27 protein-coding genes and 1 tRNA gene are annotated in these 26,832 nt (G+C 37.6%); 12 read left to right on the forward strand and 16 right to left on the reverse strand.

From position 1 onward, the window contains the following. Positions 1 to 115: 115 nt before the first annotated feature. From gcvP to ICG50_RS11630, 7 genes are all read left to right on the forward strand, one after another. A complete protein-coding gene (gcvP, locus tag ICG50_RS11600) occupies positions 116 to 2,959 on the forward strand; it encodes an aminomethyl-transferring glycine dehydrogenase (protein WP_187661064.1) in 2,844 nt (947 codons plus the stop codon). Between the two features lie 148 nt (positions 2,960 to 3,107). Continuing rightward, entirely contained in the window at positions 3,108 to 3,488 is a 381-nt protein-coding gene (locus ICG50_RS11605; protein ID WP_187661065.1) for a group III truncated hemoglobin, read from the forward strand. A gap of 120 nt (positions 3,489 to 3,608) precedes the next feature. Beyond that, on the forward strand, positions 3,609 to 4,667 hold the full coding sequence (locus ICG50_RS11610; protein WP_187661066.1) for a 3-oxoacyl-ACP synthase III family protein: 1,059 nt from the start codon (positions 3,609 to 3,611) through the stop codon (positions 4,665 to 4,667). A 45-nt stretch (positions 4,668 to 4,712) separates the two neighbouring features. Continuing rightward, a complete protein-coding gene (locus tag ICG50_RS11615; protein WP_187661067.1) occupies positions 4,713 to 5,234 on the forward strand; it encodes a methyltransferase in 522 nt (173 codons plus the stop codon). A gap of 33 nt (positions 5,235 to 5,267) precedes the next feature. After that, a complete protein-coding gene (locus ICG50_RS11620; RefSeq protein ID WP_187661068.1) occupies positions 5,268 to 6,116 on the forward strand; it encodes a glycosyltransferase family 2 protein in 849 nt (282 codons plus the stop codon). 68 nt (positions 6,117 to 6,184) lie between these two features. Next, positions 6,185 to 6,931: an MlaE family ABC transporter permease gene (locus ICG50_RS11625; protein ID WP_176305708.1), complete on the forward strand. Its 747-nt coding sequence runs from the start codon at positions 6,185 to 6,187 to the stop codon at positions 6,929 to 6,931. Beyond that, a complete protein-coding gene (locus tag ICG50_RS11630; protein ID WP_187661069.1) occupies positions 6,931 to 7,698 on the forward strand; it encodes an ABC transporter ATP-binding protein in 768 nt (255 codons plus the stop codon). The genes ICG50_RS11625 and ICG50_RS11630 overlap by 1 nt, the downstream gene beginning before the upstream one ends. A gap of 1 nt (position 7,699) precedes the next feature. On the opposite strand, the gene ICG50_RS11635 is transcribed toward ICG50_RS11630, so the two are convergent. The 13 genes from ICG50_RS11635 to ICG50_RS11695 all read right to left on the reverse strand — a co-directional run bounded on the left by ICG50_RS11635 (position 7,700) and on the right by ICG50_RS11695 (position 20,031). Further along, positions 7,700 to 11,176, reverse strand: coding sequence for a T9SS type B sorting domain-containing protein (locus ICG50_RS11635; RefSeq protein WP_187661070.1), 3,477 nt, complete (start codon positions 11,174 to 11,176; stop codon positions 7,700 to 7,702). 109 nt (positions 11,177 to 11,285) lie between these two features. Beyond that, positions 11,286 to 12,347, reverse strand: coding sequence for a mannose-1-phosphate guanylyltransferase (locus ICG50_RS11640; RefSeq protein ID WP_187661071.1), 1,062 nt, complete (start codon positions 12,345 to 12,347; stop codon positions 11,286 to 11,288). A 29-nt stretch (positions 12,348 to 12,376) separates the two neighbouring features. Next, positions 12,377 to 12,808, reverse strand: coding sequence for a hypothetical protein (locus ICG50_RS11645; protein WP_187661072.1), 432 nt, complete (start codon positions 12,806 to 12,808; stop codon positions 12,377 to 12,379). Position 12,809: 1 nt separating this feature from the next. Beyond that, positions 12,810 to 13,412 carry a SprT-like domain-containing protein gene (locus tag ICG50_RS11650; RefSeq protein ID WP_187661073.1) on the reverse strand — a complete coding sequence of 201 codons (603 nt, stop codon included), beginning with the start codon at positions 13,410 to 13,412 and terminating at the stop codon, positions 12,810 to 12,812. 70 nt (positions 13,413 to 13,482) lie between these two features. Then, positions 13,483 to 14,160: an SDR family NAD(P)-dependent oxidoreductase gene (locus ICG50_RS11655; RefSeq protein ID WP_187661074.1), complete on the reverse strand. Its 678-nt coding sequence runs from the start codon at positions 14,158 to 14,160 to the stop codon at positions 13,483 to 13,485. 49 nt (positions 14,161 to 14,209) lie between these two features. Beyond that, positions 14,210 to 14,833, reverse strand: a complete 624-nt coding sequence (locus ICG50_RS11660) for a hypothetical protein (RefSeq protein WP_187661075.1) — start codon at positions 14,831 to 14,833, stop codon at positions 14,210 to 14,212. Further along, the gene (locus ICG50_RS11665) at positions 14,833 to 15,867 is read right to left on the reverse strand and encodes an ATP-grasp domain-containing protein (protein ID WP_187661076.1); all 1,035 of its coding nucleotides are present in this window, start codon (positions 15,865 to 15,867) and stop codon (positions 14,833 to 14,835) included. Before ICG50_RS11665 ends, ICG50_RS11660 begins: the two co-directional genes overlap by 1 nt. Positions 15,868 to 15,903: 36 nt before the next feature. After that, positions 15,904 to 16,614: an NRDE family protein gene (locus ICG50_RS11670; protein WP_187661077.1), complete on the reverse strand. Its 711-nt coding sequence runs from the start codon at positions 16,612 to 16,614 to the stop codon at positions 15,904 to 15,906. Beyond that, entirely contained in the window at positions 16,602 to 17,090 is a 489-nt protein-coding gene (locus ICG50_RS11675) for a DinB family protein (RefSeq protein ID WP_171222598.1), read from the reverse strand. Before ICG50_RS11675 ends, ICG50_RS11670 begins: the two co-directional genes overlap by 13 nt. 49 nt (positions 17,091 to 17,139) lie before the next feature. Beyond that, on the reverse strand, positions 17,140 to 17,529 hold the full coding sequence (locus ICG50_RS11680) for a DoxX family protein (protein ID WP_187661078.1): 390 nt from the start codon (positions 17,527 to 17,529) through the stop codon (positions 17,140 to 17,142). Between the two features lie 43 nt (positions 17,530 to 17,572). Further along, positions 17,573 to 18,034 (reverse strand): YHS domain-containing (seleno)protein, encoded by a 462-nt coding sequence (locus ICG50_RS11685; protein ID WP_187661079.1) that lies wholly within the window; start codon positions 18,032 to 18,034, stop codon positions 17,573 to 17,575. Between the two features lie 96 nt (positions 18,035 to 18,130). Next, a complete protein-coding gene (locus tag ICG50_RS11690; RefSeq protein ID WP_187661080.1) occupies positions 18,131 to 18,808 on the reverse strand; it encodes a Crp/Fnr family transcriptional regulator in 678 nt (225 codons plus the stop codon). A gap of 83 nt (positions 18,809 to 18,891) precedes the next feature. Then, a complete protein-coding gene (locus ICG50_RS11695) occupies positions 18,892 to 20,031 on the reverse strand; it encodes an acyl-CoA dehydrogenase family protein (RefSeq protein ID WP_171222593.1) in 1,140 nt (379 codons plus the stop codon). 95 nt (positions 20,032 to 20,126) lie between these two features. Here ICG50_RS11695 and ICG50_RS11700 point away from each other — a divergent pair, with 95 nt between their 5' ends. The 3 genes from ICG50_RS11700 to ICG50_RS11710 all read left to right on the forward strand — a co-directional run bounded on the left by ICG50_RS11700 (position 20,127) and on the right by ICG50_RS11710 (position 23,558). Beyond that, positions 20,127 to 21,194, forward strand: a complete 1,068-nt coding sequence (locus ICG50_RS11700) for an anhydro-N-acetylmuramic acid kinase (protein ID WP_187661081.1) — start codon at positions 20,127 to 20,129, stop codon at positions 21,192 to 21,194. A 164-nt stretch (positions 21,195 to 21,358) separates the two neighbouring features. Continuing rightward, entirely contained in the window at positions 21,359 to 22,585 is a 1,227-nt protein-coding gene (locus ICG50_RS11705; RefSeq protein WP_187661082.1) for a Glu/Leu/Phe/Val dehydrogenase dimerization domain-containing protein, read from the forward strand. A 76-nt stretch (positions 22,586 to 22,661) separates the two neighbouring features. Next, on the forward strand, positions 22,662 to 23,558 hold the full coding sequence (locus tag ICG50_RS11710) for an energy transducer TonB (RefSeq protein ID WP_187661083.1): 897 nt from the start codon (positions 22,662 to 22,664) through the stop codon (positions 23,556 to 23,558). Positions 23,559 to 23,613: 55 nt separating this feature from the next. Here the strand turns inward: ICG50_RS11710 and ICG50_RS11715 are convergent, their stop codons facing one another. The 3 genes from ICG50_RS11715 to ICG50_RS11725 are packed head-to-tail and all read right to left on the reverse strand — an operon-like array spanning position 23,614 to position 25,255. Continuing rightward, positions 23,614 to 24,150, reverse strand: coding sequence for a hypothetical protein (locus ICG50_RS11715; protein ID WP_187661084.1), 537 nt, complete (start codon positions 24,148 to 24,150; stop codon positions 23,614 to 23,616). A 15-nt stretch (positions 24,151 to 24,165) separates the two neighbouring features. After that, positions 24,166 to 24,561 carry an ExbD/TolR family protein gene (locus ICG50_RS11720; protein WP_187661085.1) on the reverse strand — a complete coding sequence of 132 codons (396 nt, stop codon included), beginning with the start codon at positions 24,559 to 24,561 and terminating at the stop codon, positions 24,166 to 24,168. Further along, the gene (locus ICG50_RS11725; RefSeq protein WP_187661090.1) at positions 24,542 to 25,255 is read right to left on the reverse strand and encodes a MotA/TolQ/ExbB proton channel family protein; all 714 of its coding nucleotides are present in this window, start codon (positions 25,253 to 25,255) and stop codon (positions 24,542 to 24,544) included. The genes ICG50_RS11720 and ICG50_RS11725 overlap by 20 nt, the downstream gene beginning before the upstream one ends. A gap of 129 nt (positions 25,256 to 25,384) precedes the next feature. Between ICG50_RS11725 and ICG50_RS11730 the strand changes: the two genes are divergently transcribed. Beyond that, positions 25,385 to 26,605, forward strand: a complete 1,221-nt coding sequence (locus tag ICG50_RS11730) for a bifunctional folylpolyglutamate synthase/dihydrofolate synthase (RefSeq protein WP_187661086.1) — start codon at positions 25,385 to 25,387, stop codon at positions 26,603 to 26,605. Positions 26,606 to 26,674: 69 nt separating this feature from the next. Further along, positions 26,675 to 26,749 (forward strand) — tRNA-Val (locus tag ICG50_RS11735). The last annotated feature ends 83 nt before the right edge of the window (positions 26,750 to 26,832 follow it).

Here is a 26,832-nt window from a genome sequence, read left to right on the forward strand (position 1 = left end):
GACTTTGTTTAGCACAAAATTAGAACATTAATAATTACTTTTGTTGGCGTTAAAAAACAATCGCGTTTTCTAACAAAACACGCACAACTATACACACTTAGAACTTTACAATTTAATGAGAACAGACGCATTTGCATTACGCCACATAGGTCCACGTGAGAGCGACCTAAACCACATGTTCAAAGCTATCGGAGTCGAATCTTTTGACCAATTAATTTACGAAACCATACCGGATGACATTCGTTTGAAAAACGATTTACAATTAGCCCCTGCAATGACAGAATATGAGTATTTAACGCACATTCAGGAATTGGGCAAAAAAAATAAAGTATTCAAATCCTACATCGGTTTGGGATATCACCCGGCCATTGTGCCACCGGTAATTCAGAGAAATATTTTTGAAAATCCGGGTTGGTACACAGCCTACACACCTTACCAAGCAGAAATTGCCCAAGGTCGTTTAGAAGCGATTTTGAATTTCCAAACCATGGTGATTGAATTAACCGGAATGGAAATCGCCAATGCTTCTTTGTTAGATGAAGGAACCGCTGCAGCAGAAGCAATGGCATTATTGTTTGACGTTCGTTCTCGTGACCAAAAGAAAAATAACACCCATAAATTCTTCGTTTCTGAAGAAATATTACCCCAAACGTTATCGGTTTTACAAACGCGTTCTACCCCAATCGGAGTGGAATTAGTCGTTGGAAACCACGAAACTTTTGATTTCTCAACTGATTTCTTCGGAGCGATTTTACAATATCCGGGCAAATACGGTCAGGTAAATGATTACAGCGCTTTTATCGCTAAAGCCCAAGAAAACGAAATTAAAGTAGCCGTAGCTGCCGATATTTTATCTTTAACTAAATTGACTTCTCCCGGAGAAATGGGCGCTGCCGTTGTAGTAGGAACGACTCAACGTTTTGGTATCCCAATGGGTTACGGCGGACCGCACGCAGCTTACTTTGCAACCAAAGAAGAATACAAACGCTCCATGCCGGGAAGAATCATCGGAGTTTCTATCGATGCTAACGGAAGACGTGCTTTGCGTATGGCTTTGGGAACTCGTGAACAACACATCAAACGTGAAAAAGCGACTTCAAATATCTGTACGGCACAAGTTTTACTAGCCGTTATGGCCGGAATGTACGCCGTGTATCACGGACCAAAAGGTTTGAAATACATAGCCAATAAAGTACACGCTTCGGCAGTAACTTTAGCGGATGCTTTGAATCAATTAGGCGTTTACCAAACCAATACCGCTTTCTTTGATACCATTTCTGTAAAAGCGGATTCGGCTAAAGTAAAAGCGATTGCTGAGAAAAGCGAAGTGAATTTCTTCTACGCCGATAGTGAAACGATTTCTATTTCGATAAACGAAACGACCTCGTTGAACGACTTGAACCAAATCATTGCGATTTTTGCAGAAGCAACAGGTAAAGAAGCGTTCAAGGTTTCGGCTTTGAATACCAACAATAATTTCCCAACTTCCTTAGAAAGAACGTCAACGTTCCTAAAACATGAAGTGTTCAACAACCATCATTCTGAATCTCAGTTGATGCGTTATATCAAAAAATTAGAGCGCAAAGATTTGTCGTTAAACCACTCGATGATTTCGTTAGGTTCTTGTACGATGAAGCTCAATGCAGCGGCTGAAATGTTGCCTCTGTCTATGGCTAATTGGAACAGCATTCACCCATTTGCACCTATCGAACAAGCAGAAGGTTATATCACGATGCTAAAAAAATTAGAGCAACAATTAAACGTAGTAACCGGTTTTGCCGGAACGACTTTGCAACCAAACTCCGGTGCGCAAGGCGAATACGCCGGTTTGATGGCGATTCGTGCTTACCACCAATCTCGTGGCGACAACCACAGAAATGTGTGTTTGATTCCATCCTCAGCTCACGGAACCAATCCGGCTTCGGCAGCGATGGCTGGTATGCAAATTATCGTAACCAAAACCATGGAAAACGGGAACATCGATGTTGAAGATTTAAGAGCAAGAGCGATTGAGCATAAAGATAATCTTTCTGCACTGATGGTAACTTATCCTTCTACGCATGGTGTTTTTGAAAGCGCTATTTGTGAAATTACCCAAATCATCCACGACAATGGTGGTTTAGTTTACATGGATGGTGCCAATATGAATGCGCAAGTTGGTTTGACCAATCCGGCAACCATTGGCGCTGACGTTTGTCACTTGAACTTACACAAAACATTCGCGATTCCTCACGGTGGTGGTGGACCAGGTGTTGGTCCAATTTGCGTCAACGAAAAACTGGTGCCTTTCTTACCAACTAACCCAATCATCAAAGTCGGCGGAGACCAAGCGATTACAGCTATTTCTGCAGCACCTTACGGTTCGGCTTTAGTGTGCTTGATTTCTTATGGTTACATCACGATGTTAGGTGCTGAAGGTTTGAAAAGTTCTACAGAACACGCGATTTTGAATGCCAATTATATGAAAGTCCGTTTAGAAGAACATTATCCTGTTTTATATTCAGGAGAAATGGGACGCGCGGCACACGAAATGATTTTAGATTGTCGTGCTTTCAAACAAAACGGTATTGAAGTAACGGATATTGCCAAACGTTTGATGGATTACGGTTTCCACGCGCCAACGGTTTCTTTCCCGGTTGCCGGAACGTTAATGATTGAACCAACTGAGTCAGAAGATTTAGCCGAGTTAGATCGTTTTTGTGACGCCATGATTGCTATTCGTAAAGAAATTGACGCTGCTTCATCTGATGATACTAATAACGTATTGAAAAATGCGCCACATACTTTAGCAATGCTTACTACAGACAATTGGGTTTACCCATACACGCGTGAGCAAGCGGCTTATCCTTTGGAGTATATTCATGAAAACAAATTCTGGCCAAGCGTTCGTCGTGTAGATGATGCTTATGGTGACCGAAATTTAGTTTGTTCTTGTGCACCGATTGAGGCTTATATGTAATTCTAAGTACGAAGTTAGAAGTACGAAATACGAAGTAAAAAGTAAGAGGTTTCAAGTTGTAAAATTTGGAACCTTTTCTTTTAAAAGCTGATTTTAATCAGGAAATTTAAACTAGTGAAGTTTTATTTTTGTGCCAAATGAAAAAATGATGAACGACATTCAAAATCAAGACGACCTCTACTTATTAGTTGACGAGTTCTACAAAAAACTTTTATCGGATGACGCCATCAATTATATTTTCACCGATGTTGTCAAAATAAAACTCGAAGAACATTTACCTATACTGGTTACTTTTTGGTCACAAGCGATATTGGGAACCGGCGGTTACACTAACAATCTGACTCAAATTCATTTGGAGGTCAATGCCAAAGAATACTTATCGCCTGAGCTATTTAAAATTTGGTTAAATCATTTTTATGCTACAGTCGACGAAAATTTCAAGGGTGAAAAAGCCGAGCAAATCAAAACCCAAGCGCTGAGTATTGCTACGATTATGCAGATTAAAATCGCGCAACAAAAAGACAATTAATTATCGTATTTATAATTTTAACTCTCTTTTGATAAACTTTTCGTAATTATTTTAAAAAATTATAAAAACAATAACGGTTGAATAAATTTATTAATAATTTCGTAATGAAATAGTAAAGCAATGAACATAAAAATAACCGGTTCCGGATGTTATATACCGACCGAAATAGTTACGAATAAAGATTTTACCAAACACGTTTTTCTTAATGATGACGGCTCACCTTTCCCTTTGCCGAATGAAGTCATTACTGAAAAATTTTACGATATCACCGGCATCGAAGAACGCCGCTATGTATCCGATGATTTGCAAACTTCTGACATCGCAACTATCGCTGCCAAAAAAGCTATTGAAGATTCAGGCATCGACCCGGAAACTTTGGATTACATCATTTTTGCGCACAACTTCGGCAACGTAAAAAAAGGCGCTATTCAAACCGATTTATTACCCAGTTTGGCTACTAGAGTCAAATTTGATTTGCGCATCAAAAACCCGAAATGTGTTTGCTACGACATGCTTTTCGGCTGTCCGGGTTGGGTAGAAGGTGTAATCCAAGCTCAAGCCTTTATCAAAGCCGGAATGGCTAAAAAGTGTTTGGTTATTGGCGCCGAAACTTTATCCAGAGTTGTCGACAGGCACGACCGAGACAGTATGATTTATTCTGATGGCGCCGGTGCTACAATCATTGAAGCTACTGAGGATGAAGGTGGTATTTTAGCCCATGCTTCCGCAACTTTCACTTATGATGAAGCTTACTATTTATTCTTCGGAAACTCCTTTAATAAAACCCACGATCCTGATGTGCGCTACATCAAAATGCACGGCAGAAAAATATATGAATTTGCTTTGAGTCAGGTACCCAAAGCCATGAAAGAATGTGTGGAAGCCAGCGGCGTAGACATTAGTAAAATCAAGAAGGTTTTAATTCACCAAGCCAATGAAAAAATGGATGAAGCCATCATTCAAAGATTCTACAAGTTGTTCGGACAAACCGCACCTGAGGGCATTATGCCGATGAGCATTCACAAACTGGGGAATTCAAGTGTAGCTACGGTTCCAACCCTATATGATTTATTGGTCAAAGGCAATCTCGACAATCATTCTATCCAAAAAGGTGATGTGATTTTGTTTGCTTCAGTTGGCGCCGGAATGAATGTAAATGCGATTGTTTATAGAATGTAATTAACTTTGTTAACTTTGCAACCATAAACTTTTGCAACTTAATCAATGTACGAGAAGACCTATCCGAGTAAACGCTTTAACATTACCCTTCAGTTTTTAAAAAAACACATCAATACTTCTGAAACAATTTTGGATTTAGGGGTGCCGAATCCGTTTTCCAAAATCATGGAAGACAATGGCTACAAGGTTATCAATACCAAAGGCGAAGATATAGACAATGACCAAACGGCTTTGCAAAAAGAAAACTATCAGGTCTTTACCGCCTTTGAAATTTTCGAGCATTTACTCAACCCGTATACGGTTTTAGAAAACGTAAAAGCGGATAAAGTATTGATTTCAATTCCATTGCGATTGTGGTTTTCACCGGCTTACCGAAGTAAAACCGATATGTGGGACAGGCATTACCACGAATTTGAAGATTGGCAACTAGACTGGCTTTTGGAAAAAACCGGCTGGAAAATTGTAGACCGTGTAAAATTCACTCATCCTGTGAAGAAATTGGGTTTCCGTCCGTTATTGAGATATTTCACGCCAAGGTATTATATGGTTTACGCCGTTAGAAATTAGTCACAGTCGCAGTTTTCAGTCACAGAAATAACAATGAATTACTACATCATTATTCCGACTTACAACGAAGAGAAATTTATTTCATTGACTTTACAGTCGTTAGTGGAACAGACGGTTTTACCTAAAAAAGTAGTCGTAGTTAATGATGGTTCAACTGATAACACCGCAACTATAATCCAATCATTTTGTGATAAATATCCTTTTATTCATTTAGTCAACAAAACTTCCGACGCCATTCATTTACCCGGAAGTAAAGTCATTCAGGCTTTTCAAAAAGGGTTAGAAACTTTGGACAACCATTATGATTTGATTGTCAAAGCCGATGCTGATTTAATTTTTCCTCCGAATTATTTTGAAACGATTATCAACCATTTCCAATCTGATGATAAAATCGGAATGGTAGGTGGCTTTGCCTATATCGAGAAAAACGGCGATTGGATTTTGGAAAACCTAACCGATAAAGACCATATTCGCGGTGCTTTTAAAGCATATAGAAAAGCTACATTTCAACAAATTGGCGGCTTGAAACCGGCCATGGGTTGGGACACGGTAGACGAATTACTTTGTAAATTCTATAATTGGAAAGTCGTTACCGATGAATCTTTAAAAGTAAAACACCTCAAACCAACCGGAGCCAATTACAATAAAACCGCTCGTTACAAACAAGGTGAAGCTTTTTATTCTTTGGGTTATGGGTTTTTCATCACCTCAATTGCTTCGTTGAAATTGGCTATGCGAAAAAGAAAACCATTGCTGTTTTTAGATTACATCAAAGGGTTTTGGAAAGCAAAATCGGCTAAAAAACCATTGTTAGTAACCAAAGAACAAGCAAAATTCATCCGAAATTACCGTTGGAAGAAAATGAAGGAGAAGTTATTTTAGTATAAAACTTTAAACTCGCAACTCGTAACTCACAACTTCTCACTATTTTTGACAATATTTTTAAACCTATGATGTTAGTCCGCTATTTGTCACAAATAGGAAAATATTTCTTGATGTTGAAAGAAGTATTTAACAAACCCACGAAATGGTCGGCCATGAGGCAATTGATTTTCAAAGAGATTGATGATTTAATCATTGATTCGCTTGGGATTGTTTGCTTTATTTCTTTCTTTGTTGGTGGAGTTGTTTCGATCCAAACGGCGTTAAACTTAACTAATCCATTGATTCCTAAATACCTCATTGGTTTTGCAACGAGGCAATCGGTAATTTTAGAATTTGCCCCAACTTTTATCTCCATCATTATGGCGGGAAAAATGGGTTCCTTTATCACCTCAAGTATTGGAACGATGAGGGTTACAGAGCAAATTGATGCGTTGGAAGTAATGGGAGTTAATTCGCTTAACTATTTGGTTTTTCCAAAAATAATTGCTTTACTACTTTACCCTTTTGTCATTGGAATTGCCATGTTTTTAGGGGTTTTTGGCGGTTGGATTGCTAGTGTTTATGGTGGATTTGCGTCCAGTAATGAGTTTATCACCGGGATTCAACAAGAATTTATTCCTTTTCATATTGCTTATGCCTTTATCAAAACCTTCGTGTTTGCTATGTTATTGGCTACAATTCCATCGTTTCATGGCTACTATATGAAAGGCGGTGCTTTGGAAGTGGGTAAAGCGAGTACGGTTTCTTTTGTATGGACTTCAGTGACCATCATTTTGACCAATTATATATTAACGCAATTACTTTTAACCTAATGATAGAAGTAAAAGACATAGAAAAATCATTTGGCGACAGTAAAGTCTTAAAAGGAATTTCGACCATTTTTGATACCGGTAAAACTAATTTGATTATTGGTCAAAGTGGTTCGGGAAAGACCGTTTTACTCAAAAGTTTGCTAGGCATTCATACTCCGGATAAAGGCACTATCGCTTTTGACGGTCGAATTTATTCTGATTTGACACCGGATGAAAAACGAACCTTGCGTACCGAAATCGGAATGGTATTTCAAGGCAGCGCACTATTTGACAGCATGACCGTAGAAGAAAACGTAGGCTTTCCATTGAAAATGTTTACCAATAAATCGGCTGCTGAGATTAAGGAACGTGTGAATTTTGTAATTAACCGTGTGAACCTCATCAATGCCAATCACAAAAAACCCTCTGAAATTTCGGGTGGAATGCAAAAACGTGTGGCGATTGCCAGAGCGATTGTGAATAACCCGAAGTATCTTTTTTGTGACGAACCTAACTCGGGGCTTGACCCAAAAACCGCTATTGTCATTGATAACTTGATACACGAAATCACTTTGGAATACAACATTACCACGGTAATTAATACCCACGATATGAACTCGGTGATGGAAATTGGTGACAAAATTATCTTTTTAAAAGAAGGTATTTTGGCTTGGGAAGGCACTAAAAAAGAAATCTTCAAAACCGATAATGAAGCCATAACCGATTTTGTTTATTCTTCCAATCTTTTCAAAAAAATCAGAAAAGCGCAGAACAAAGGAGACTTGTAATCTACTGATTATTACTGACAAAAATCCAGCCTACTTTATTTTCTCCAGTTCTTAGACTAAGAACGTAATAATAGGTGGAATCGGGCAATCTTTCCCCTTTCATATTTTGACCGTGCCACTCATCGGTGTAATTGTTTTTCTCGTATACTTTTCTGCCCCAACGATTATAGATTTCAATTCTATCTACTTCAAAACCGGCCAGATTAAAACTGTCATTGGTAAAATCATCATTTGGGGTTATTACATTTGGAATAAAACAAATCGTTCGAACTACCTCAATAGATTGGGAAACCGAACAACCATTTTCATCCGTTAGCGATAAATTATAGATTCCGGTTTCGCCTCGAGTAATCACAATCGGATTTTGTCCTGCGGTAAAATTATTTGGTCCTGTCCAACTATAATTGGCTGTCAATGCATCAAAAGAATTATTAATGGGCGTTGCCGTTACTACATATTCGCTTTCAATACAACTCTGACTCAATTCGAATTCCGGCAATACATTTACCACAACATCCGTGCTTGAACTACCCGATTGGCAACCATTTTGGGTAGCTATAACTGTATAGGTTCCATTGTTACTTGGAGATATCGTATTGATTATCGGGTTTTGTTCTGTAGAAGTAAATCCGTTTGGTCCTGTCCATAAATAAATGGCATTGGGAACATTAGTGGCATACAATTGCAGGTTTCCGCTTTCGCAAATGACACTACCTGCACCGGCTGTTGGAATTTGTGGGATTTCATTAATCGTTATATTGATAAAGGCTTCTTCGAAGGAATTACAACTTCCATCTACACGGTATCTGAATTCATAACTGCCGAAAGTGACGTTGGAAGTATTCCAAATGTTACCGCTGAGCGTTCCGCTTGAAGTCATTTCATCCCAAGTGCCATCACTGTCATAATTGCCTTGTAAAAGCGCAAACAAATCGATATTTCCTTGATGACCACAATAAGTAAAGGAACCGCCAGTTCCGGCATTCGGAGGAATATTGGTTACCAAAACCGTATAACTCAACACTTGATTCAAACAAGAACTTTGATTGTTGGTATAAGTTATTCTAACATGATAAGTTCCGTTATTCGCGGCGGAATTAAACGAGGCAAAATTCAATGAACTTGAAGTACTTAATATGCTGGTAGTGTTATTGTCTTTCCACCATTCATATTGAAAAAAGGAAAAATTGGGCGCCGACAAGGTCAGGCTTTCCCCATCGCAATTAATCTCATTCGCTGTAATTGTGAGTGGATTAGGATTCAAAATCTCAAAGACACTATTCAAGAAATTCCCGCATGAATCTTCAACTTGAAAGTTATAAGTGGCGGGTTGCAAACCTGTAAAAAAATTAGAGTTGCCGTTCTCAACAACAAATGGCTCACCATTTCTGGTAGTGATTCTGTATAGCAGTGGATCAAAACCTTCTGCCATCACAATAACTTCAAAAGTTCCTCCACAAGAAACAGAGTAGACATCGTTTATTCGTGGCAATCCATTAAAATCAAACTCATATAGTGTTTTATAGCAATTGATAAAATCCGGATTATTAATTTCAAAACTTTCGAACACTTTCAAAATTCTAAAATGTCCTTGATAAGCCAGATTATAATTGATACTATTATTGGTCAGTAAAACGGAATTACTGTTATTTGGCTGATTTCCGTTAACATAAACAATGCCGGTTAATGGATGACCCCAATTATTGGTAACGGTATTTAATTTTTGTAACCAATAAGTTGTCGATGGACCGGTATTGGTTAGATTATTTAAATTAAGGTTAAAAGAACCACAGTTTGGCGTAATCATAACATTAGTATTGTCCTGATGTCCTACAATGGTTATAGTAGTGGTGTATGGATTATTACACAAATCAACCGATTGAATGATATAATTTCCTGCAGGTAACATATCTAAAGTAAGTGTGGGTAAAGTGCCGTTTAAAACCAAATTGCTCATTAGATTTAAAGGTAAAGCGGCACCATAAGCTATTGGTGCGGAAGTCATTGACAATGAAGTAAATTGTCCTGTCATTCTAATCGAACCAAAACCGTCTTGACATCCTTCGGCAACAGTCAGAATTGGATTTTCGGAAACCGGTGCTAAAACTACAACTACGGTGTCAGGTTCACCGCATAAATCTAATACGTTAAAAACATAAGTCCCAACCGGGATATTCTCAAAAATGACATAGTTGGCATCATTTATCCAACTGGTATAGTCATAAGGCAAAGAAACGGTATAGGTTGACGGAGCGGAAATTAATGTCAATTGTTGGATTCCACTAATTATTACAGAACCGGTAAGACAATTTATATTATATACAAAAGTAAAAGGTGGTGCCACTTCTGAAATAATTACCTCTATCGTAAAAACTGCTGAACTTCCACAGACATCAATAGTATTAAAAACATAAGTTCCTGCAATTAAACCACCAATAGTTATAGCATTGTTGACAATAGAAGAAGTATAATTCTGTGGCAATGTAGTCGAAAACCCCGACGGTGCTGAAACCAAAACCACCTCAGTTACTCTAAAAAAAGTGATTTGCTGGTGTGTACAATCCTCAGGTAAAACTTGATACGTGGCTTCGATTGATAAATCCTCTATTGGTCCATTTAAAGTATAAACCGTACCACAACCATCGGTAATGGTAAATGTATAGCTGTAATTTTGATTAGCGAATAAGGGAACTATTTGTGAAAAATCGATGCCATTTGTTATGGTTTGAGTATAAGTTATTGGTGGACCTGAAGGCGGAAAAAGTGTAGCCACCACTTGTAACGGATATTTCACAATTCCTGCAGGAAAAGGCAAAACCGATTGAAAATTAGCGCCAATCGTAACGGTTGTACAACTAGCCAAAGAAGGAGAAAATAAATCAAATTCCAGTTCAGTATCAGTGCTTTGTAAATTATAAGTCTGCACAACTCCTTCTCCACAATTGTCAAAAACCCTTATTTGATATTCGCCTGCTGTTAAATTATTAAAAACGTTGGAAACCTGCAAAGGTCTAATCATTGGCCCTGAAAAAAGCTCATAATTCAATCCGTTTGGTGCTACTGTACCTGTCAAAACGTTTATGGCAATACTTCCATCATTCCCACAGGTTTCATCGATACTACTAACTTGATAAGTCAACGAAACTACTAAGTCTTCAATGATACTATCTTGTTGTTGGGTTCCGCTACCACCATTTAAAGATTGTGTTGCAATAACTCTATATGTTCCTGCAATCAATCCGGTCAAAGAATTGGCTGACTGAACTGATACTGGGTTGGTCAGATCGGGCAGACGATAAATAGAATATAAAATAGTTGATCCTGCGGTTGTTCCTGAAACATTAAAGTCTAGTGTTCCATTGGCTGTACAAGTTTCATCTGTATCGGTGACCGTCAGGGTGAAATTTGACAATTGGCTAAAAGTCAACTGTGTAATAAACAGGAAGATAAAAGTAAACTTCAATTTCAAGTGATCCATTTAGAACTATTTAACAAACAAAACTAAAAGGAAAGATACGATAAAATGCATTGGGTTGCGTAAATTCTTAGTTTTCGCCTTAAACAAATGAGTAGACATTGCTTTTCAACTATAATTCGTTGGCTCTGGCGGTGATTTTCTTGATGTCTTGCTCTTTACTCTTCGGATAAATCATCAGTACATTTTCATTATCAACAATGATATAATCGTCTAAACCATCTATCACTACGAGTTTTTTGGCTTCGGAGCGAATGATATTATTAGAAGCATTTTCTAAAATAACCGTTGCATTTACCACAGCATTATTTTGTCCGTCTTTATCGAGTTTTTCATGCAATGAACCCCAAGTGCCTAAATCATTCCAATCAAAAGTAGCCGGTAAAACATAAACGTTTTCGGCTTTTTCCATCACGGCATAATCAATAGAAATATTTTCGGCTTTGCTATAATTGTCTAAGATAAATTGTTTTTCATTTGAAGTATTATAACAGTTCAATCCTAGTTGGAACAAAGCATTCATCTGAGGTTGGAATCGCTCAAAAGCTTCAGAAATCGACTTTACACTCCAAATAAAAATACCGCCATTCCAAAGAAAATTTCCGGCTTCCAAAAACGATTTAGCTGTTTCGTAATCCGGTTTTTCTCGAAACTGATTTACTTTTTTGATTGGATTTGAATCACTTTTATCAAACTCAATATATCCAAAACCTGTATTGGGAAAAGTCGGCTGAATACCCAATGTCATCAAGGCATTTTCCTTTTGGCAAAAATCAAAACACTGCTTTAAATTATCCGCAAACTGATCTTCATCTTCAATCCAATGATCGCTTGGCGCAACCACCATCACGGCATCAGGATTTTGTTTTTGAATTTTAAGCGAAGCATATAAAATACAAGGCGCCGTATTACGCATAGCCGGCTCCAATAACACTTGGTCTTGTTTTACCATCGGTAATTGTTCCAAAACCAAGTCGTTGTAACGTTCGTTTGTAAGGATTAGAATATTTTCTACCGGAATCAGCTTGGCCAAACGACTAAAAGTCTTTTGAATTAAAGTGTCACCCGAACCCAACATGTCGTGAAACTGTTTAGGAAAATCAGTGGTGCTCACCGGCCAAAATCTAGAGCCAACTCCGCCAGCCATTAATATAGCGTAATAATTGTTGTTCATTTCTTTAAGGTACTAAGGTCCTGGAAAACTCAGTTTCTAAGTTTTTTGATTATGGCTACAAATATATTTATAATAAACAGGACTTGAGCAATTAAAAAGAATAAGACGCAAAATGACCTATAAACATTGGTAGATTGTGAATCATCAACAAGTAGAAAATTAGAAGAAGTAAAAAGCAAATCATAAGGAAAAAAAATACCTACGGTTAAAAGTAATGTTCCATAGATATGAATTTTCGTCAACATTTTAAGCAAGTGAAGTCTTATCTTGTCTAAAGTCAAATAAATGATAAAAAAGAAAAACAACAATAATGTAAACAACCAATAAAGATGATTTTGTAAAATAATAAAATAAGTGTCGTGAACATTGATGTCAAAGGTTTCTTCACTTTTTACAAAACCTATCAAAAGTAAAAGCAAAGAAGCAAACAAAAACAAAAAATATGGTTTCTTCTTCATCATATTATCCCGGAATTATCTCTACCTCTGCGTTGGCATTAAACAAATAAAGTCTTCCGGTTTTTACTTCCAGACATTCATATCGCTTTACACGTAAGCCTTTCTTTTGAAAAACTCTGCCATTTTTTATTCTAAAATAGTTGCCGCTTGGCACTTCGTGTACAAAGTGAACATCGGGTTTACGTTCGTCAAATTGTTTTAAGGCAAAAGCCAATCGAGCATCAGTATCACTACTCGCAGTTGGATTTCGGAAATGATTGGCCACCAAAGGCAACACGGAATGCGGAAATATCTCCGGCCGAATAAATGGCACCATTAATCTTTGAAAAGTGTGCTTCCACTCATTCCCATGTGGTTTGATTAGTCTCCCAAATTTTTCATACGCCACCAAATGTGCAATTTCATGTACCAATGTAATTAAGAATCTATACTTATTCAAATTGGCATTGACCGTAATCTCATGCTTTCCTCCTATCGCCCGACGGTAATCTCCATGACGTGTTTGGCGCTCGTTGACGATTTTCAAATGCACATTGTTGCTTTTGATTAACTCAAAGCAAGAAGAAACAGCGTGTTCGGGTAAATATTTTTGAAGGACTTCGCTCATAGTCAGTTGTCGATTGTCGGTTGTCGGTTAATAGTTCTATGCAACAACTATTACCAAAAACCAATAACTTTTATGGAGTACTAGATGACACTTGAATCAATTTTCCGTTATGATATTTATTTCCTGTTAAGGCAAAATTATAGATATAATCAGCCATTTCTGCAGCAGAAATTGGGGCTTCGTAACCCGGAAATGCTTCTTGTAACATTTCGGTATTTACGGCTCCGAGTGCCAACACATTAAAAGCTATTCCTTGTTCTTTGTATTCTTCAGCTAACAATTCTGTCAGTGTAATCACCGCACCTTTACTCGAACTGTATGCGGCCAATCCCGCGAACTTCATACTGCCTTGAATGCCGCCCATCGAACTTATCGAAACCACATGACTTCCTTTTTTCAAATACGGCAAACACACTCGTGTTAAATTGGCTACACCAAAAACATTGACTCGGTAAACACTTTCAAAATCTTCTTGGGAAGTTTGTGAAAAGGGTTTGTTGAGCAAACTTCCGGCGTTGTGAATGATAACATCGACTTGTTGCCAACTATGAGTTAAGAATTTCTCAACCTCAGCCAATTCTTCTTCTTTGCCTAAATCGACCGAAAGACAAGTGATATTCTCGTTTTCGATTAAAACTTGAGGAGTTTTTCTGGAAATGGCTAACACTTGGTGTCCGGCTTGGGCAAATTTTAGCGCCAATTCGTAACCAATGCCACGCGACGTTCCGGTAATAATGATATTCTTCATGATTTTCTTTCTTGTCGTAAATATACTAAAAGTAAGGATTTGAAAACCATCAGCAATATTTCTTCCAAAATTTAAATCCTTGCCAGATTCCAAAACCCAAAAAGACCATCGGAATAATAATTTGCATTAAATATTTGGCCACAAAATCCACATTGGAAGCAAAATAATGCAGTGCCAAAATCAACGTCAGCATGCCACAAAATGTTCCGGCAATCGTTCCTAAAACAAAAACATATTTTCTGTGACCTGAAATTTCAATATACTTTCCATTCAAAAGCCAAAGATTCCAACCGGTCCAAAACGGAATCTGGATAAAGTTGAGGCAACTCAGCACAATTCCTAAAACAAATGGCGCGTAATTAAAACCGGTTGAAAAATCACTTTTGGAATTGGCACTCGAGTAAAAAACATAGGCCAAAAGAAACATGAATATTATCGAAAAACCTTCAATATACTTAGTCAGTTTTTTGTTTTCGGCTAACCTTTTGGCGAAAATTAAGGTGAAATAAATCACGAAAAACTCAATGATAATTACACCCAATAGATACAACATGGTTGGTGTCAAACCCGACTTTTCATAAACCTGAAAACCCACGACATTCAAATACCCCAAAGGAATCGACCCGATGAAACTCACCAAAAAACCGACTGCTATGTTTTTGAGATTTTGCATTAAAAATTCACAATTTTATTGCTTTGTTCCAAATGCAAATTATACTGTTCCATTCCCACTTTGTGAGGCAAATAATCATAACCTCGTTTGTGGTTGGCTACACTGATTTCAAACATATAAGTTATGTGTCGTGCCAATTCTTTCCAAGCAAAAAAGATGGAATGTTTTGGATCGTAAATGTGCGTTGGTTCGCTTGCTGCACCGTTTAACTCAACGATGGCGAAGTTTTTTCCTTGTTCCAATTCGGCCCAAGTGTTGTACATTAAATCCATTCGCCCGAAATAAAACTCATCGATTTGCAGACACATATCGTCAATGACTTTGGTCAATTCGGGTGAAATCAAATGACTGTAATCTAAAAATTTCGCTCCGCGGGCATGATTGCCATACGGAACCAAATTGCGTTTTTCGCCTTTAGGCAAGATGTCTTTGAGTTGGTTGCCGTATTCTTTTTGTAATGCTTTTAACTGCAATTCGTAACGCGGATTGGCCTTTATCAATTCTTCAATAGTCGAACAACCATCGCCTTCCACAATCAGGAATTCTTTGGCTACAATTCCGGTAATTCTGCCGTTTTTTTCATGAGGATAACGCACATAAAAAATCCCGACTTCATTCGGAAACGGAATCAAATCTTGGACTAAGTAATCAAAATTGGCTTTGCTGTGGTAATTTTTTAAATCGTCTAGTGTATCGATTTTTTTCACGGCTGAACCGCGCAATCCAATATCAGGTTTGGCTATAAAAGGAAACTCGATTTTGGAATTATTCAGAATATTTTCGACTTCGTCAAAAGGCAATTGTTCTTTGATAAATTTGGTTTTGGGATAAAACTGTGGCGGAATCAAATCATAGATTTCCATCTTGCTGTCCATGATAAATCCGCCGTTTCGCATGGTTGGATTACAAGTATTGAAAAAGAAAATGGTTCGTGCCTTTAACGCATAATATGCCCACAGAAAATAAATCGGGATGTAAACAATTTGGAATGGCCAATATTCCCAGTGGAAGAGTTTGTGGAGAAATAGTTTCAAATTAATTCTGAATTACGAATTGCAAATTACGAATTCCTAAAGTGATAGAAACACGTTAGAAAAATCTTTTTCGGCAATCAAATCATTGTAATGAATGGCAACTTTGTTCTTTTCGATTACAGTTTGCGTGATGCTTAGTGTCTTTAAAATATCATTTCGGTTGATAACCAAGCCGTGTTCGTTGTTTTCTTCTTCGGTGTAACGGTGAAAATTGAATAGTTCTTCTTCGTTGACTTCGGGTTGTGTATCGAGGAAAGTAGAAAACCAATTCGCTCGCTTTTCTCGGATTTCCTTCGAATATAAAGTTGAGGATGACCAAATATGACTTTGGTTTGTGTCCAATTCAAAACTGCTTTTGGCCAGCTCATTCCAACGCAATTGATAGAGCTTTTGGTTTTCGAATAACACTAAAGTAAACGGTTCGATATCGTTTAAATCAATCGTTTGCCAAGCCTGAAAAGGCGATTCGCTGCTGATTAAATCGAGTACAATCAGACCACGACTTTTGCGATAACTGTCTTTTAAAGCATGCTTTTCTTCGGCACCATTTAGCAGAACCAAGACATTCGAATGTTCATCGATGGCATACCAAGTACCGCCGGCTTTGTTGTCTTTGGGGAAGATAACTTTCTTATTATTGATATGATAAGTTTTAGGTTCAATGGCATTCGGGCGAATGATTTTCTCATCACGATTGGAGGTGATGATAATTTTACCATTGGCATTGACAAAACTTACTGTGCACATTGTTTTCGGTATTCGATGGTAGAACGTGCTACGCCAAAATCGGCATCAATTGCAATGGTTTTCGACTGGATAATCGCCACTTTGATTAACGCTTGATGGTGAATGCAATGCTCTAAATTGTACAACAATTCTCGGTGGTAATTACTATCAATCAATAGCTCTTCGCCATCGACTATTTGTTGCAATTGCAAGTTTTTGTTGGGTTTATCTACTTGGTTCAAAATAGTATCGATACATTCTTTGGCGAAAGCCGTATTGGTTTGAATCAGGTAATCTCGCTTTCGATTATCATAATTGACAACGCCTGTTTCATATTGGTTTTCCAAACACTGAAACATTTCAATAATGTGACGCGTGTGTTCGCCAATGGTGGCATTGCTTAAATCATGACACGGACAACAATAATCGTCGTCTGATAGTTGCAAGACCAAGCCTGATAATTCGTTAAGAGTTTTGTAGATCGCCGGAATAAGCATATTTTTTTGTTTGATTAATTATAGTTACGATTTTGGTCAAAAAATAGTTTTACAATTTAAATCGCAATAAATCCGGAATTTTATTTCGCTCCGCATACACCAAAAGCAAACAGCTTAGTAAAGTGATGAGAGCCAAAACAAATAACGTTCCACCATCATTTTGCACTTCTATTCCTAAAACAAATATATGAGAAAAAATGGCACCTAACATCGTACCCAATCCTAAAAGTGCGCCAAGTAGCGTAGTTCTCGGAATCAAAATCAAAATCGAAGCAATCAATTCGACCACACCCGAACCAATTCGGCCAAAAGGTTCAATGCCTAAAGTTTGAAAAATGTACACACTTTCTTCAGCGGTGGTGAATTTGAAATATAAGGTTTGCAAAAGGATTACGACTGCGATGAGCTTGACAATCCAGAGTATAATTGGGTTTTTCATTTTTTAGATTATTAGATTGTTGGATTATTAGACTACTTAGACATTACTTTTGACTTGTCAATTTCTTCCAGTTGGCATCGGCTTTTTTCTTCAGATTGGTTTCGTCTTTGTTCCAACTTTTGAGCGTATTGTTGAAATAAGCGTTGTAAAACAGATACAGTTTGCCGTCGAGAATTTTAAAGGTTTCCGGGTTGATTTCTACTTTTTCGCCATAATCGCCCATTGCGAAAGCGCACCAACCGCCATATTGTGGTTCGTAACTTGAGGGATTTTTAGCAAAAGCCATTTTATTAGCTTGGGTGGAAAAATAATAGGTTACGCCTTCATAAGTTGATATGATTTCCTTTTTGCCTTTAACCGCTTTTTTTTGGGTAAAGTATGCCACAGGATCATACCCTTGAATGGCTACTTTTTTTTCTAAATTGAAATGCGTTACTCTTGAGTTTTGAGCTAAACCGGTTACCGAAGTAAAGGCAACCAGTAAGATTAGAATGGTTTTATTCATAGGATTTAATTTTAAATTATCTAATTTGATAAAGCAAAAGTAAAGCGCCATGAAAAGCAGTTTTGTCTGTTAGTTTACAATTGGGACAAAATAATTTTAAAACTTTGAAATATCTTCAATGATAATTTCTTTTCTGCCGTAATGCATTAAACCGTTTTCTTCTAATTCACTTAACAAAACCGTCGCAGTTTGTCGTGAAGTACAAATGATTTGCGCAATATCGTTTTGCGTTAAATAATTTTGAATCGTCACTCGATTGCCTTCTCTTTTTCCATCACGTTCTGCCCAATCTTTGATAAAAGTGAGCAATCTGGTTTTGGCATCTTTGGAAACCAAATTGGCATAACTGTTTTTGACGCGTTTTAATTTCAGTCCGACAAACTTAGTGTAAGACAACGCCAAACTGGGATTTCGCAACAACAAATCTTCAAAATCGGACATTAGAAAACTGCAAATGGCCACATCATCGGTTAGTGCTTTTGCATATTCGTTGGAGTTTCTATCATTCTCTAAAGTCAGTTCACCAAACAAATCGCCTTTTTCGATAATGTCTTTAATAGTTTCATTGCCATCCTCATCTACAGAGACAATTTTGATATTGCCTTTTTTGAGTAAAAAAACCCTAGGCAAATCTGTAGAAGAAAAATAAATGATATCACCTTTCTTGGCTTTTTTAAAACCGGTGATAATACACAACTGTTTGATTTGTGACATGCTTAATGTCCAAAACAATTTGTGATCGCGGAGATACCAATATTTTAATTCTTCGTACATAGGGTAAATGTATAAATTTTTTCAATAAAAAAACCCTTTCAATATTTACAGTGAAAGGGTTTCATTATGTATTAACGATTTGATTAAGAAACCAAGCCTCTTGAAATTACAATTCTTTGGATTTCTGAAGTTCCTTCGTAAATCTGAGTGATTTTAGAATCGCGCATCATTCTTTCAACGTGGTATTCGGCTACGTAACCGTTACCTCCGTGAATTTGCACGGCTTCATTGGCTACTTCTAGAGCGATTTCAGAAGCGTATAATTTGGCCATAGCACCACTGTGAGCAATGTCTTTCCCTTCGTCTTTTTCGCAAGCCGCTTTCATGATTAACATTTTGGCTGCCGTGATTTTTACATACATATCGGCCAATTTGAACGCAATCGCTTGGTGTTTGAAAATTTCTTTGCCGAATGCTTTGCGTTCTTGTGAATATTTCAATGCCAATTCGTAAGCACCGGTCGCAATTCCCAAAGCTTGAGAAGCAATTCCGATTCTTCCGCCGTTTAAGACATTCATCGCAAAGTTGAATCCGAAACCGTCGGCACCGATTCTGTTTTCTTTTGGAACCTTAACATCGGTAAACATTAACGAATGAGTATCACTACCGCGAATACCCATTTTCTTTTCTTTGGGTCCGATTTCAAAACCTGCCCAACCTTTTTCAACGATAAAAGCATTGATGCCTTTGTGTCCTTTTTCGACATCGGTTTGCGCCATTACTAAATAAGTTGACGCAGTTCCACCATTGGTAATCCAGTTTTTGGTACCGTTTAACAAATAGTAATCGCCCATGTCTTTGGCGGTTGTTTTTTGCGAAGAAGCATCACTTCCGGCTTCCGGCTCTGACAAACAGAATGCCCCGATTACTTCACCTTTCGCCAATGGCACTAAATATTTCATTTTTTGTTCTTCCGAACAGTATTTTTCCATTCCGGCACAAACTAATGAATTGTTCACCGACATGATTACCGCCGCAGAAGCATCTACTTTGGCAATTTCGGTCATCGCCAAAACATAAGAAACACTGTCCAATCCGGCGCCACCATATTTTGGATCCACCATCATACCCATGAATCCTAAATCTGCCATCATTTTGACTTGCTCGGTTGGAAACTTAGAGTGTTCATCTCTTTCTATTACGCCCGGTAACAATTCCGCCTGAGCAAAATCTCTTGCGGCTTGTTGAATCATTAACTGTTCTTCGGTTAAATTAAAATCCATAAATTGTAACGATTATGTTTGTTGTTTCTTTAATTTTGGTGTGCAAAAATAGGATTTAAAAGTTAAAATTTCAAACGTTTTCGTAAATTTAGCCAATGTTGAAAGAAAGTTATAAGGTTATCGGCGTCATGTCGGGCACATCGTTGGATGGCGTTGATTTGGCACACATTAATTTCACTGTAGCCCAAGGCAAATGGCAATACGAAATCCTTGAAAGCGAGACCGTTTCTTATAGCGACGATTGGTTAAACAAATTGCGGACTGCTGTTGATTTTTCGAAGACCGAATTAACCCAACTCAATAAAGATTACACCACACTTTTAGCTCATATCATCAAAACTTTTATCAAAAAACACAAGATTAAAAACCTCGATGGGGTTTGCAGTCATGGCCATACGATTTTGCACCAACCGCAAAACGGTTTCACTTTACAGATTGGCAACCTAAAAGAAATAGCCACAATTATTGGCGAAACCATTGTTTGTGATTTCCGGGTGCAAGATGTGAAATATGGCGGACAAGGCGCTCCATTGGTACCGATTGGTGACCGAATTTTATTCTCTGATTATGATTATTGCTTGAATTTGGGTGGATTTTCAAATGTTTCTTTTGAGCAAGACGGCAAACGAATAGCCTTTGACATTTCTCCGGTGAATACAGTGTTGAATTTTTACGCGAATAAACTTGGCTTCCCCTATGATGACAAAGGCAACATTGCCCGAAGTGGTGAAACTGATATGGCCTTATTGGAAGAACTCGACAGTTTATCTTACTATCAAAAACCTTATCCAAAATCGTTGGGTTTTGAATTTGTCAAAACTGTTGTGCTTCCGCTGATGGAAAGTTACGACCTGAGTATGGAAGACAAGATGCATACTTTTATCAAACACATTGCCAAACAAACAGCTTTGGCGCTTCCGAACAGAAGAGGCAATATGTTGGTTACCGGTGGCGGAGCTTACAACACTTTTTTACTGGAAAGCATGCAAAATTACTTACCGGAATTAACTCTTGTTGTTCCAGATGCCAAAACTTTAGAATATAAAGAAGCTTTAATTTTTGCCTTGCTTGGTGTGTTAAAGTTAAGGAAAGAGATTAATGTTTTGTGCAGTGTTACCGGTGCGAAGAAGGATCATTCATCGGGAAAAATATATAAGAACTAATTTAAAAAACAGTCTGAAAACTGAATAATTGAGTGGCGTTTTTTTATACAGATTTCACAACTCCTAACTTATTACTCCTAACTCATAATTACTATATTTGCACCACAAACTAAATTACACTCTAACTAAAACTAAGAATCTGAAGTGAGCTCAGATTAAATACAATGAAAGACTTATTAAAAAAATTCGAAAACAAAGAACCCGAAATCGTATTCAACTGGAAAGATGCTGAGACAGAAGCCGAAGGATGGACAGTAATCAATAGCCTTCGTGGCGGTGCTGCCGGTGGCGGAACGAGAATGAGAAAAGGACTAGACATGAATGAAGTTTTGTCATTAGCCAAAACTATGGAAGTGAAGTTCTCTGTTTCAGGTCCGGCGATTGGTGGTGCCAAATCAGGCATCAATTTCGACCCGAATGATCCACGCAAAAAAGGTGTGTTGCAACGTTGGTACAAAGCCGTTTCTCCTTTATTAAAAAGCTATTACGGCACCGGTGGCGATTTGAATGTAGACGAAATCCACGAAGTAATTCCATTTACGGAAGAATGTGGCGTTTGGCATCCGCAAGAAGGTGTTTTCAACGGTCATTTCAAACCAACAGAAGCAGATAAAATCAACAGAATCGGACAATTGCGTCAAGGTGTTATTAAGGTAATCGAAAACCCAAAATTCTCTCCTGATGTATTAAGAAAATATACAGTAGCCGATATGATTACCGGTTTTGGCGTTGCTGAAGCGGTTCGTCATTTCTATAATATTTATGGCGGAGATGTTCAAGGTAAAAAAGCCATCGTTCAAGGTTTTGGAAACGTAGGTTCGGCTGCTGCTTTTTATTTGGCCGAAATGGGTGCCAAAGTAGTAGGAATAATCGACCGCGATGGTGGTGTGATCAACGAAGAAGGTTTTTCTTTTGAAGAAATCAGAATGATGTTCTTGAATAAAGACGGTAATAAATTGGTAGCCCAAAATATGATTCCGTTTGCAGAAATCAACGAAAAAATATGGACTTTAGGTGCGGATATTTTTGCACCATGTGCGGCTTCAAGATTGGTAACCAAAGACCAAATCGATAGCTTAATCACGAATGGCTTAGAGGTGATTTCTTGTGGCGCGAATGTACCTTTTGCCGACAAGGAAATATTTTTTGGCCCGATTATGGAAGAGACAGACAGTAAAGTAAGTTTGATTCCGGATTTTATCTCCAATTGTGGTATGGCGAGAGTTTTTGCCTATTTCATGGAGAAAAAAGTACAAATGACTGACGAAGCCATTTTCTACGACATTTCGGAAACCATTAAAAAAGCTTTGGACAAAGCGCATGCTTTGAATTCTGACAAGAAGAATATCAGCGCGACTGCCTTTGAAATTGCACTGAAACAATTAGTTTAGTAAAAAATTAACAGCCAGGTTTACACAATATTTAGTACTTTTAAGCGTTATAACTTTAACGAACAAAAGAATAGTTATGAGTTTTGAACTATCCAATGACGATAAAAAATCCTTAGCCATTACTACTGTAGTGTATGCTTTGCTGATTCTTTTACTTTTCTTATTGCGTTTTTGGCCTCCGGCTGACATGAAAATCATGGGCGGCGGTGGCGGTGGCGGTATTGAGATGAACTTTGGCGACAGCGATTATGGCATGGGCGATAATTACAAAAGCGAAGTCTTAAATGTAAAAGACCAAGCAAAAGTAGCCCCAACGACAACTTCTCCGGAAGACAATATCATTTCAGATGAAAATGACGATGAAGATACCAATGTAGCCATTCCTAAAAAAGACATCAAGAAAACACCGACTCCCGTAGTCCCGAAAAAAGACATCAAACCCGCTCCGGAAAAACCAAAAGTCTCTAAAAATGCAAACGATGCTTTATCGAGTATTTTAGGTAATAAAGGTGGTGATGGCAATGATAGTAAAGGAGGAAATAAGGGAAGTGCTAACGGAAACCTTAACTCCAATGGTTATTATGGTAACGGCAGCGGAACAGGAAGTGGCGGAGGAAGCGGCTCAGGAACTGGAACCGGAAGTGGTTCAGGAACAGGTTCAGGTAATGGAAGCGGAAATGGTGGTGGCAACGGAAGTGGCTCTGGTTATTCTTTAGGAAACCGAAAAGCTATAAGTAAACCGAAACCTGATAATCCTTGTGGTAATGAATCAGGCAAAGTTGCAGTACGTGTAAATGTTGATAGAAACGGAAATACAATTAGTGTAACTACTGGAGTTCAGGGAACAACAAATACAAATAGTTGCTTGGCAACACAAGCAAAAAAAGCCGCTATGAATACTAAATGGGAACCTGACCCTAATGCTTCAGAGAAGCAAACTGGAACAATCATTTATGTTTTCGGACTAAATTAACCATAAAAAAATCCCATTCGAATGAATGGGATTTTTTATTTATACTATAATCGATTTACCAACCGTCTGCTTTCTTTTTCTTATCCATAAAAGTCACTAAACTTTTATTTAACTCATTAAAAAGAGTTTCATAAGCTGCCGGAACATCATCCTTATATTTTTTCAAATTACCGTCTTTGTTATAATATTCAGAAAAGTCATTTAAGTCGTGTGTTACAACAGTTGTTGAATTATTAGGTTTCTCAGATAAACCAACCGCCTCAAACTTAAATTTACCTTCTTTAAAACTAATTTCAATGGTAAAAGTGGCAGAAGTGCAAACATTAGTTCCTCCTGCTTTACTACAAAGAAAATTCTCTTTTCCGCCTTCAACCGTTATTTTTTCACCTTCTACAGAAGAAACTATTTTATATCCTTTTTTGCTATTTTCTTTTACCCAAGCTAAGGCCAAATTGTAGGTATCTTTAGCTGAACCTTCATAGGTCGTTACAATAAAATCGGTTAACCCTTCTTTGGAAAACTTAAATTCGGTGTCTTGGGCAAATGTTGAAACCGAGATAAAGGCCATCAACAGCAACGCTTTTACTTTCATTATCATTATTTTAATTTAGTTTGGACTCGTGGCGATAACGAACTTGAGTTTGTTCTTCACGCCTATTTGCAGCACATCTACTAAGTCTTGGACTTGCATCGTGGCCGGAATTCTAATCACAACAGTTTGTTGCTTTTCGGGATCCATTTTGGACAATAATTTGTCTTCTAATTGACCAAAATCTACTTCTTCTTTGTCTATAAAAAATCGCTTTTCTTCCGTTACCGAAAGGGTGATTAATTGTTTGTTGGTTTTCTCATTCGTTTTCGATTTTGGCAATGTCATTCGGATAACATTAGGGTTTGCCAAGGTCGAAATGATTAAGAAAAACAACAATAAGAAGAACATAATGTCGCTTAACGAAGAGGTCGCGACTTCTGCATGAAATCGTTTATTTCGCTTTATGGCCATTTGGTCTTTGAATTATGTTTACAAATTCTAATACTTGTTTTTGGATAGACAAGGAGAAACCATCAATCTTTCCGTTGAATAAGTGATAAGCCGAGTAAGCGATAATCCCTACGATAAGTCCGGCACCACTACTGATCATCTTTTCATATAAACCTCCTGAAATATTCCCGATACTGATATCTTCAGTTACCGAAATGCTGTAGAAAATTTTAATTACCCCGGAAATCGTACCGATAAACCCTAAAGTTGGCGCAATCCCGGCAATCAACCCTAATTGGCCTAATCTTTTTTCCATATAACCAATTTCGATATTGGCTGCACGTTCCATATTGCCCTCAATTTCGCTGATATTTCTACCAATAGTAAGCACACCTTCTTTAATGATAGTGCCTTGCGCTGCTCCGCTTCTTTCAGCAGCATTAACCGCCATATCAATATTAGCATTGGATAAATGATTGCGAATATCAGACATCAAATGATTGTCGATTTTAGCCGCTTTGTTAATGTAGATATAACGTTCAAAAATGATATACAAGGTATAAAAAAGTAAAAGAGCAATCGGGACCAAGAAAAGTCCTCCTTTGAAAATAAACTCTAAAACAGAAACTTCATTGGTTAGAGCTGCATTCGCAGTGTCAGCAGTTGGAATCGCTTGCGCTAAAGTATCAACTTGCAACTGTAAAAATGTACTGATCATATTTATTAAATTTTGGGCTATTAATTCTGAAAATAATTTCAAATTTGTATTGACCTAATGGGCATCACAATATACAACGAAAAAAAAATTAAAAAAGTATATCAAAATTTATTTTTTCCTAAAATTATGAACTACAAAGAAACCTTAGATTGGATGTTTAATCAATTGCCGATGTACCAAACACAAGGTGCTACGGCCTATCGAAAAGACATCACCAATACGGTTTTATTGGCCAAGCATTTAGGCAATCCCGAAGAACATTTAAAATGCATACACGTAGCCGGAACCAACGGAAAAGGCTCAACTTCGCACCTACTCGCATCGGTTTTACAGGAAGCCGGTTATAAAGTTGGGTTGTACACTTCGCCACATTTAAAAGATTATCGGGAACGAATTACCATCAATGGCAAACCCATTTCGGAAGCCTATGTTTGTGACTTTATCAACAAGAATAAGTCGTTCTTTGAAGCCAATGAATTGAGTTTTTTTGAAATGAGCGTCGGATTGGCTTTTGAATATTTTGTCAAAGAAAAAACGGATATTAATATTATTGAAGTGGGTATGGGTGGAAGATTAGATTCTACTAATATCATCACACCGTTGATTTCTGTGATTACCAATATTGGTTTAGACCACACCCAATTTTTAGGCAATACCCTCGAAGCCATAGCTTTTGAAAAAGCCGGCATCATCAAACCTAATATTCCCGTAATTATTGGCGAATATGTAGCAGAAACCAAACCGGTTTTTGAAACCAAAGCCAAGGATACGAATTCCGAAATCTATTTTGCCTCCGATTCGGTTCAGAAAGATTATCCTTCCGCTTTGTTAGGCGATTACCAGTTTCACAATAAAAAAACGGTTTTGCAAACTTTGAAAGTATTACAAGAGAAACAATTGCTTTCAGTTTCCGAAGAAGTGATTAAAAACGGTTTTTTGAAGGTAATTGAGAATACCAATTTGCAAGGTCGTTGGCAACAATTAGGCGAAAACCCAAAAATAATTTGCGATACGGCACACAATGCTCATGGTTTGTCTATTGTTTTAAACCAATTGAAAAAGGAAAAATTTGATACACTGCATATCGTTTTAGGCGTTGTCAATGACAAAAATTTGGGCGAGATTCTGCCATTGTTCCCCAAAAACGCAAAATATTATTTCTGCAAACCCAATATTCCACGTGGTTTGGAAGCTGAAATTTTAAAAGAAAAAGCCGGAGATTTTGAACTTAAAGGTGAAATATATAATTCTGTTTCAAACGCTTATGCAAATGCTACAAAAAAAGCAACACCCAATGACTTTATTTATATAGGCGGAAGCACTTTTGTCGTTGCAGAAATTTTGTAATTTTTTTTCATTTTAATTTGCAGAATCAAAAAAACGGTCTATATTTGCACTCGCAATCAAGCGCAAGACGGGCGATTAGCTCAGTTGGTTCAGAGCATCTCGTTTACACCGAGAGGGTCGGGGGTTCGAATCCCTCATCGCCCACAAAGAAAACCGATTAGGAGACTAATCGGTTTTTTTATTTTCAATATGTGACAAAAGCTTGCTTTTAGGCGCAGATTGAAAAT

The organism is Flavobacterium buctense, assembly GCF_014486695.1.
GTDB lineage: Bacteria > Bacteroidota > Bacteroidia > Flavobacteriales > Flavobacteriaceae > Flavobacterium > Flavobacterium buctense.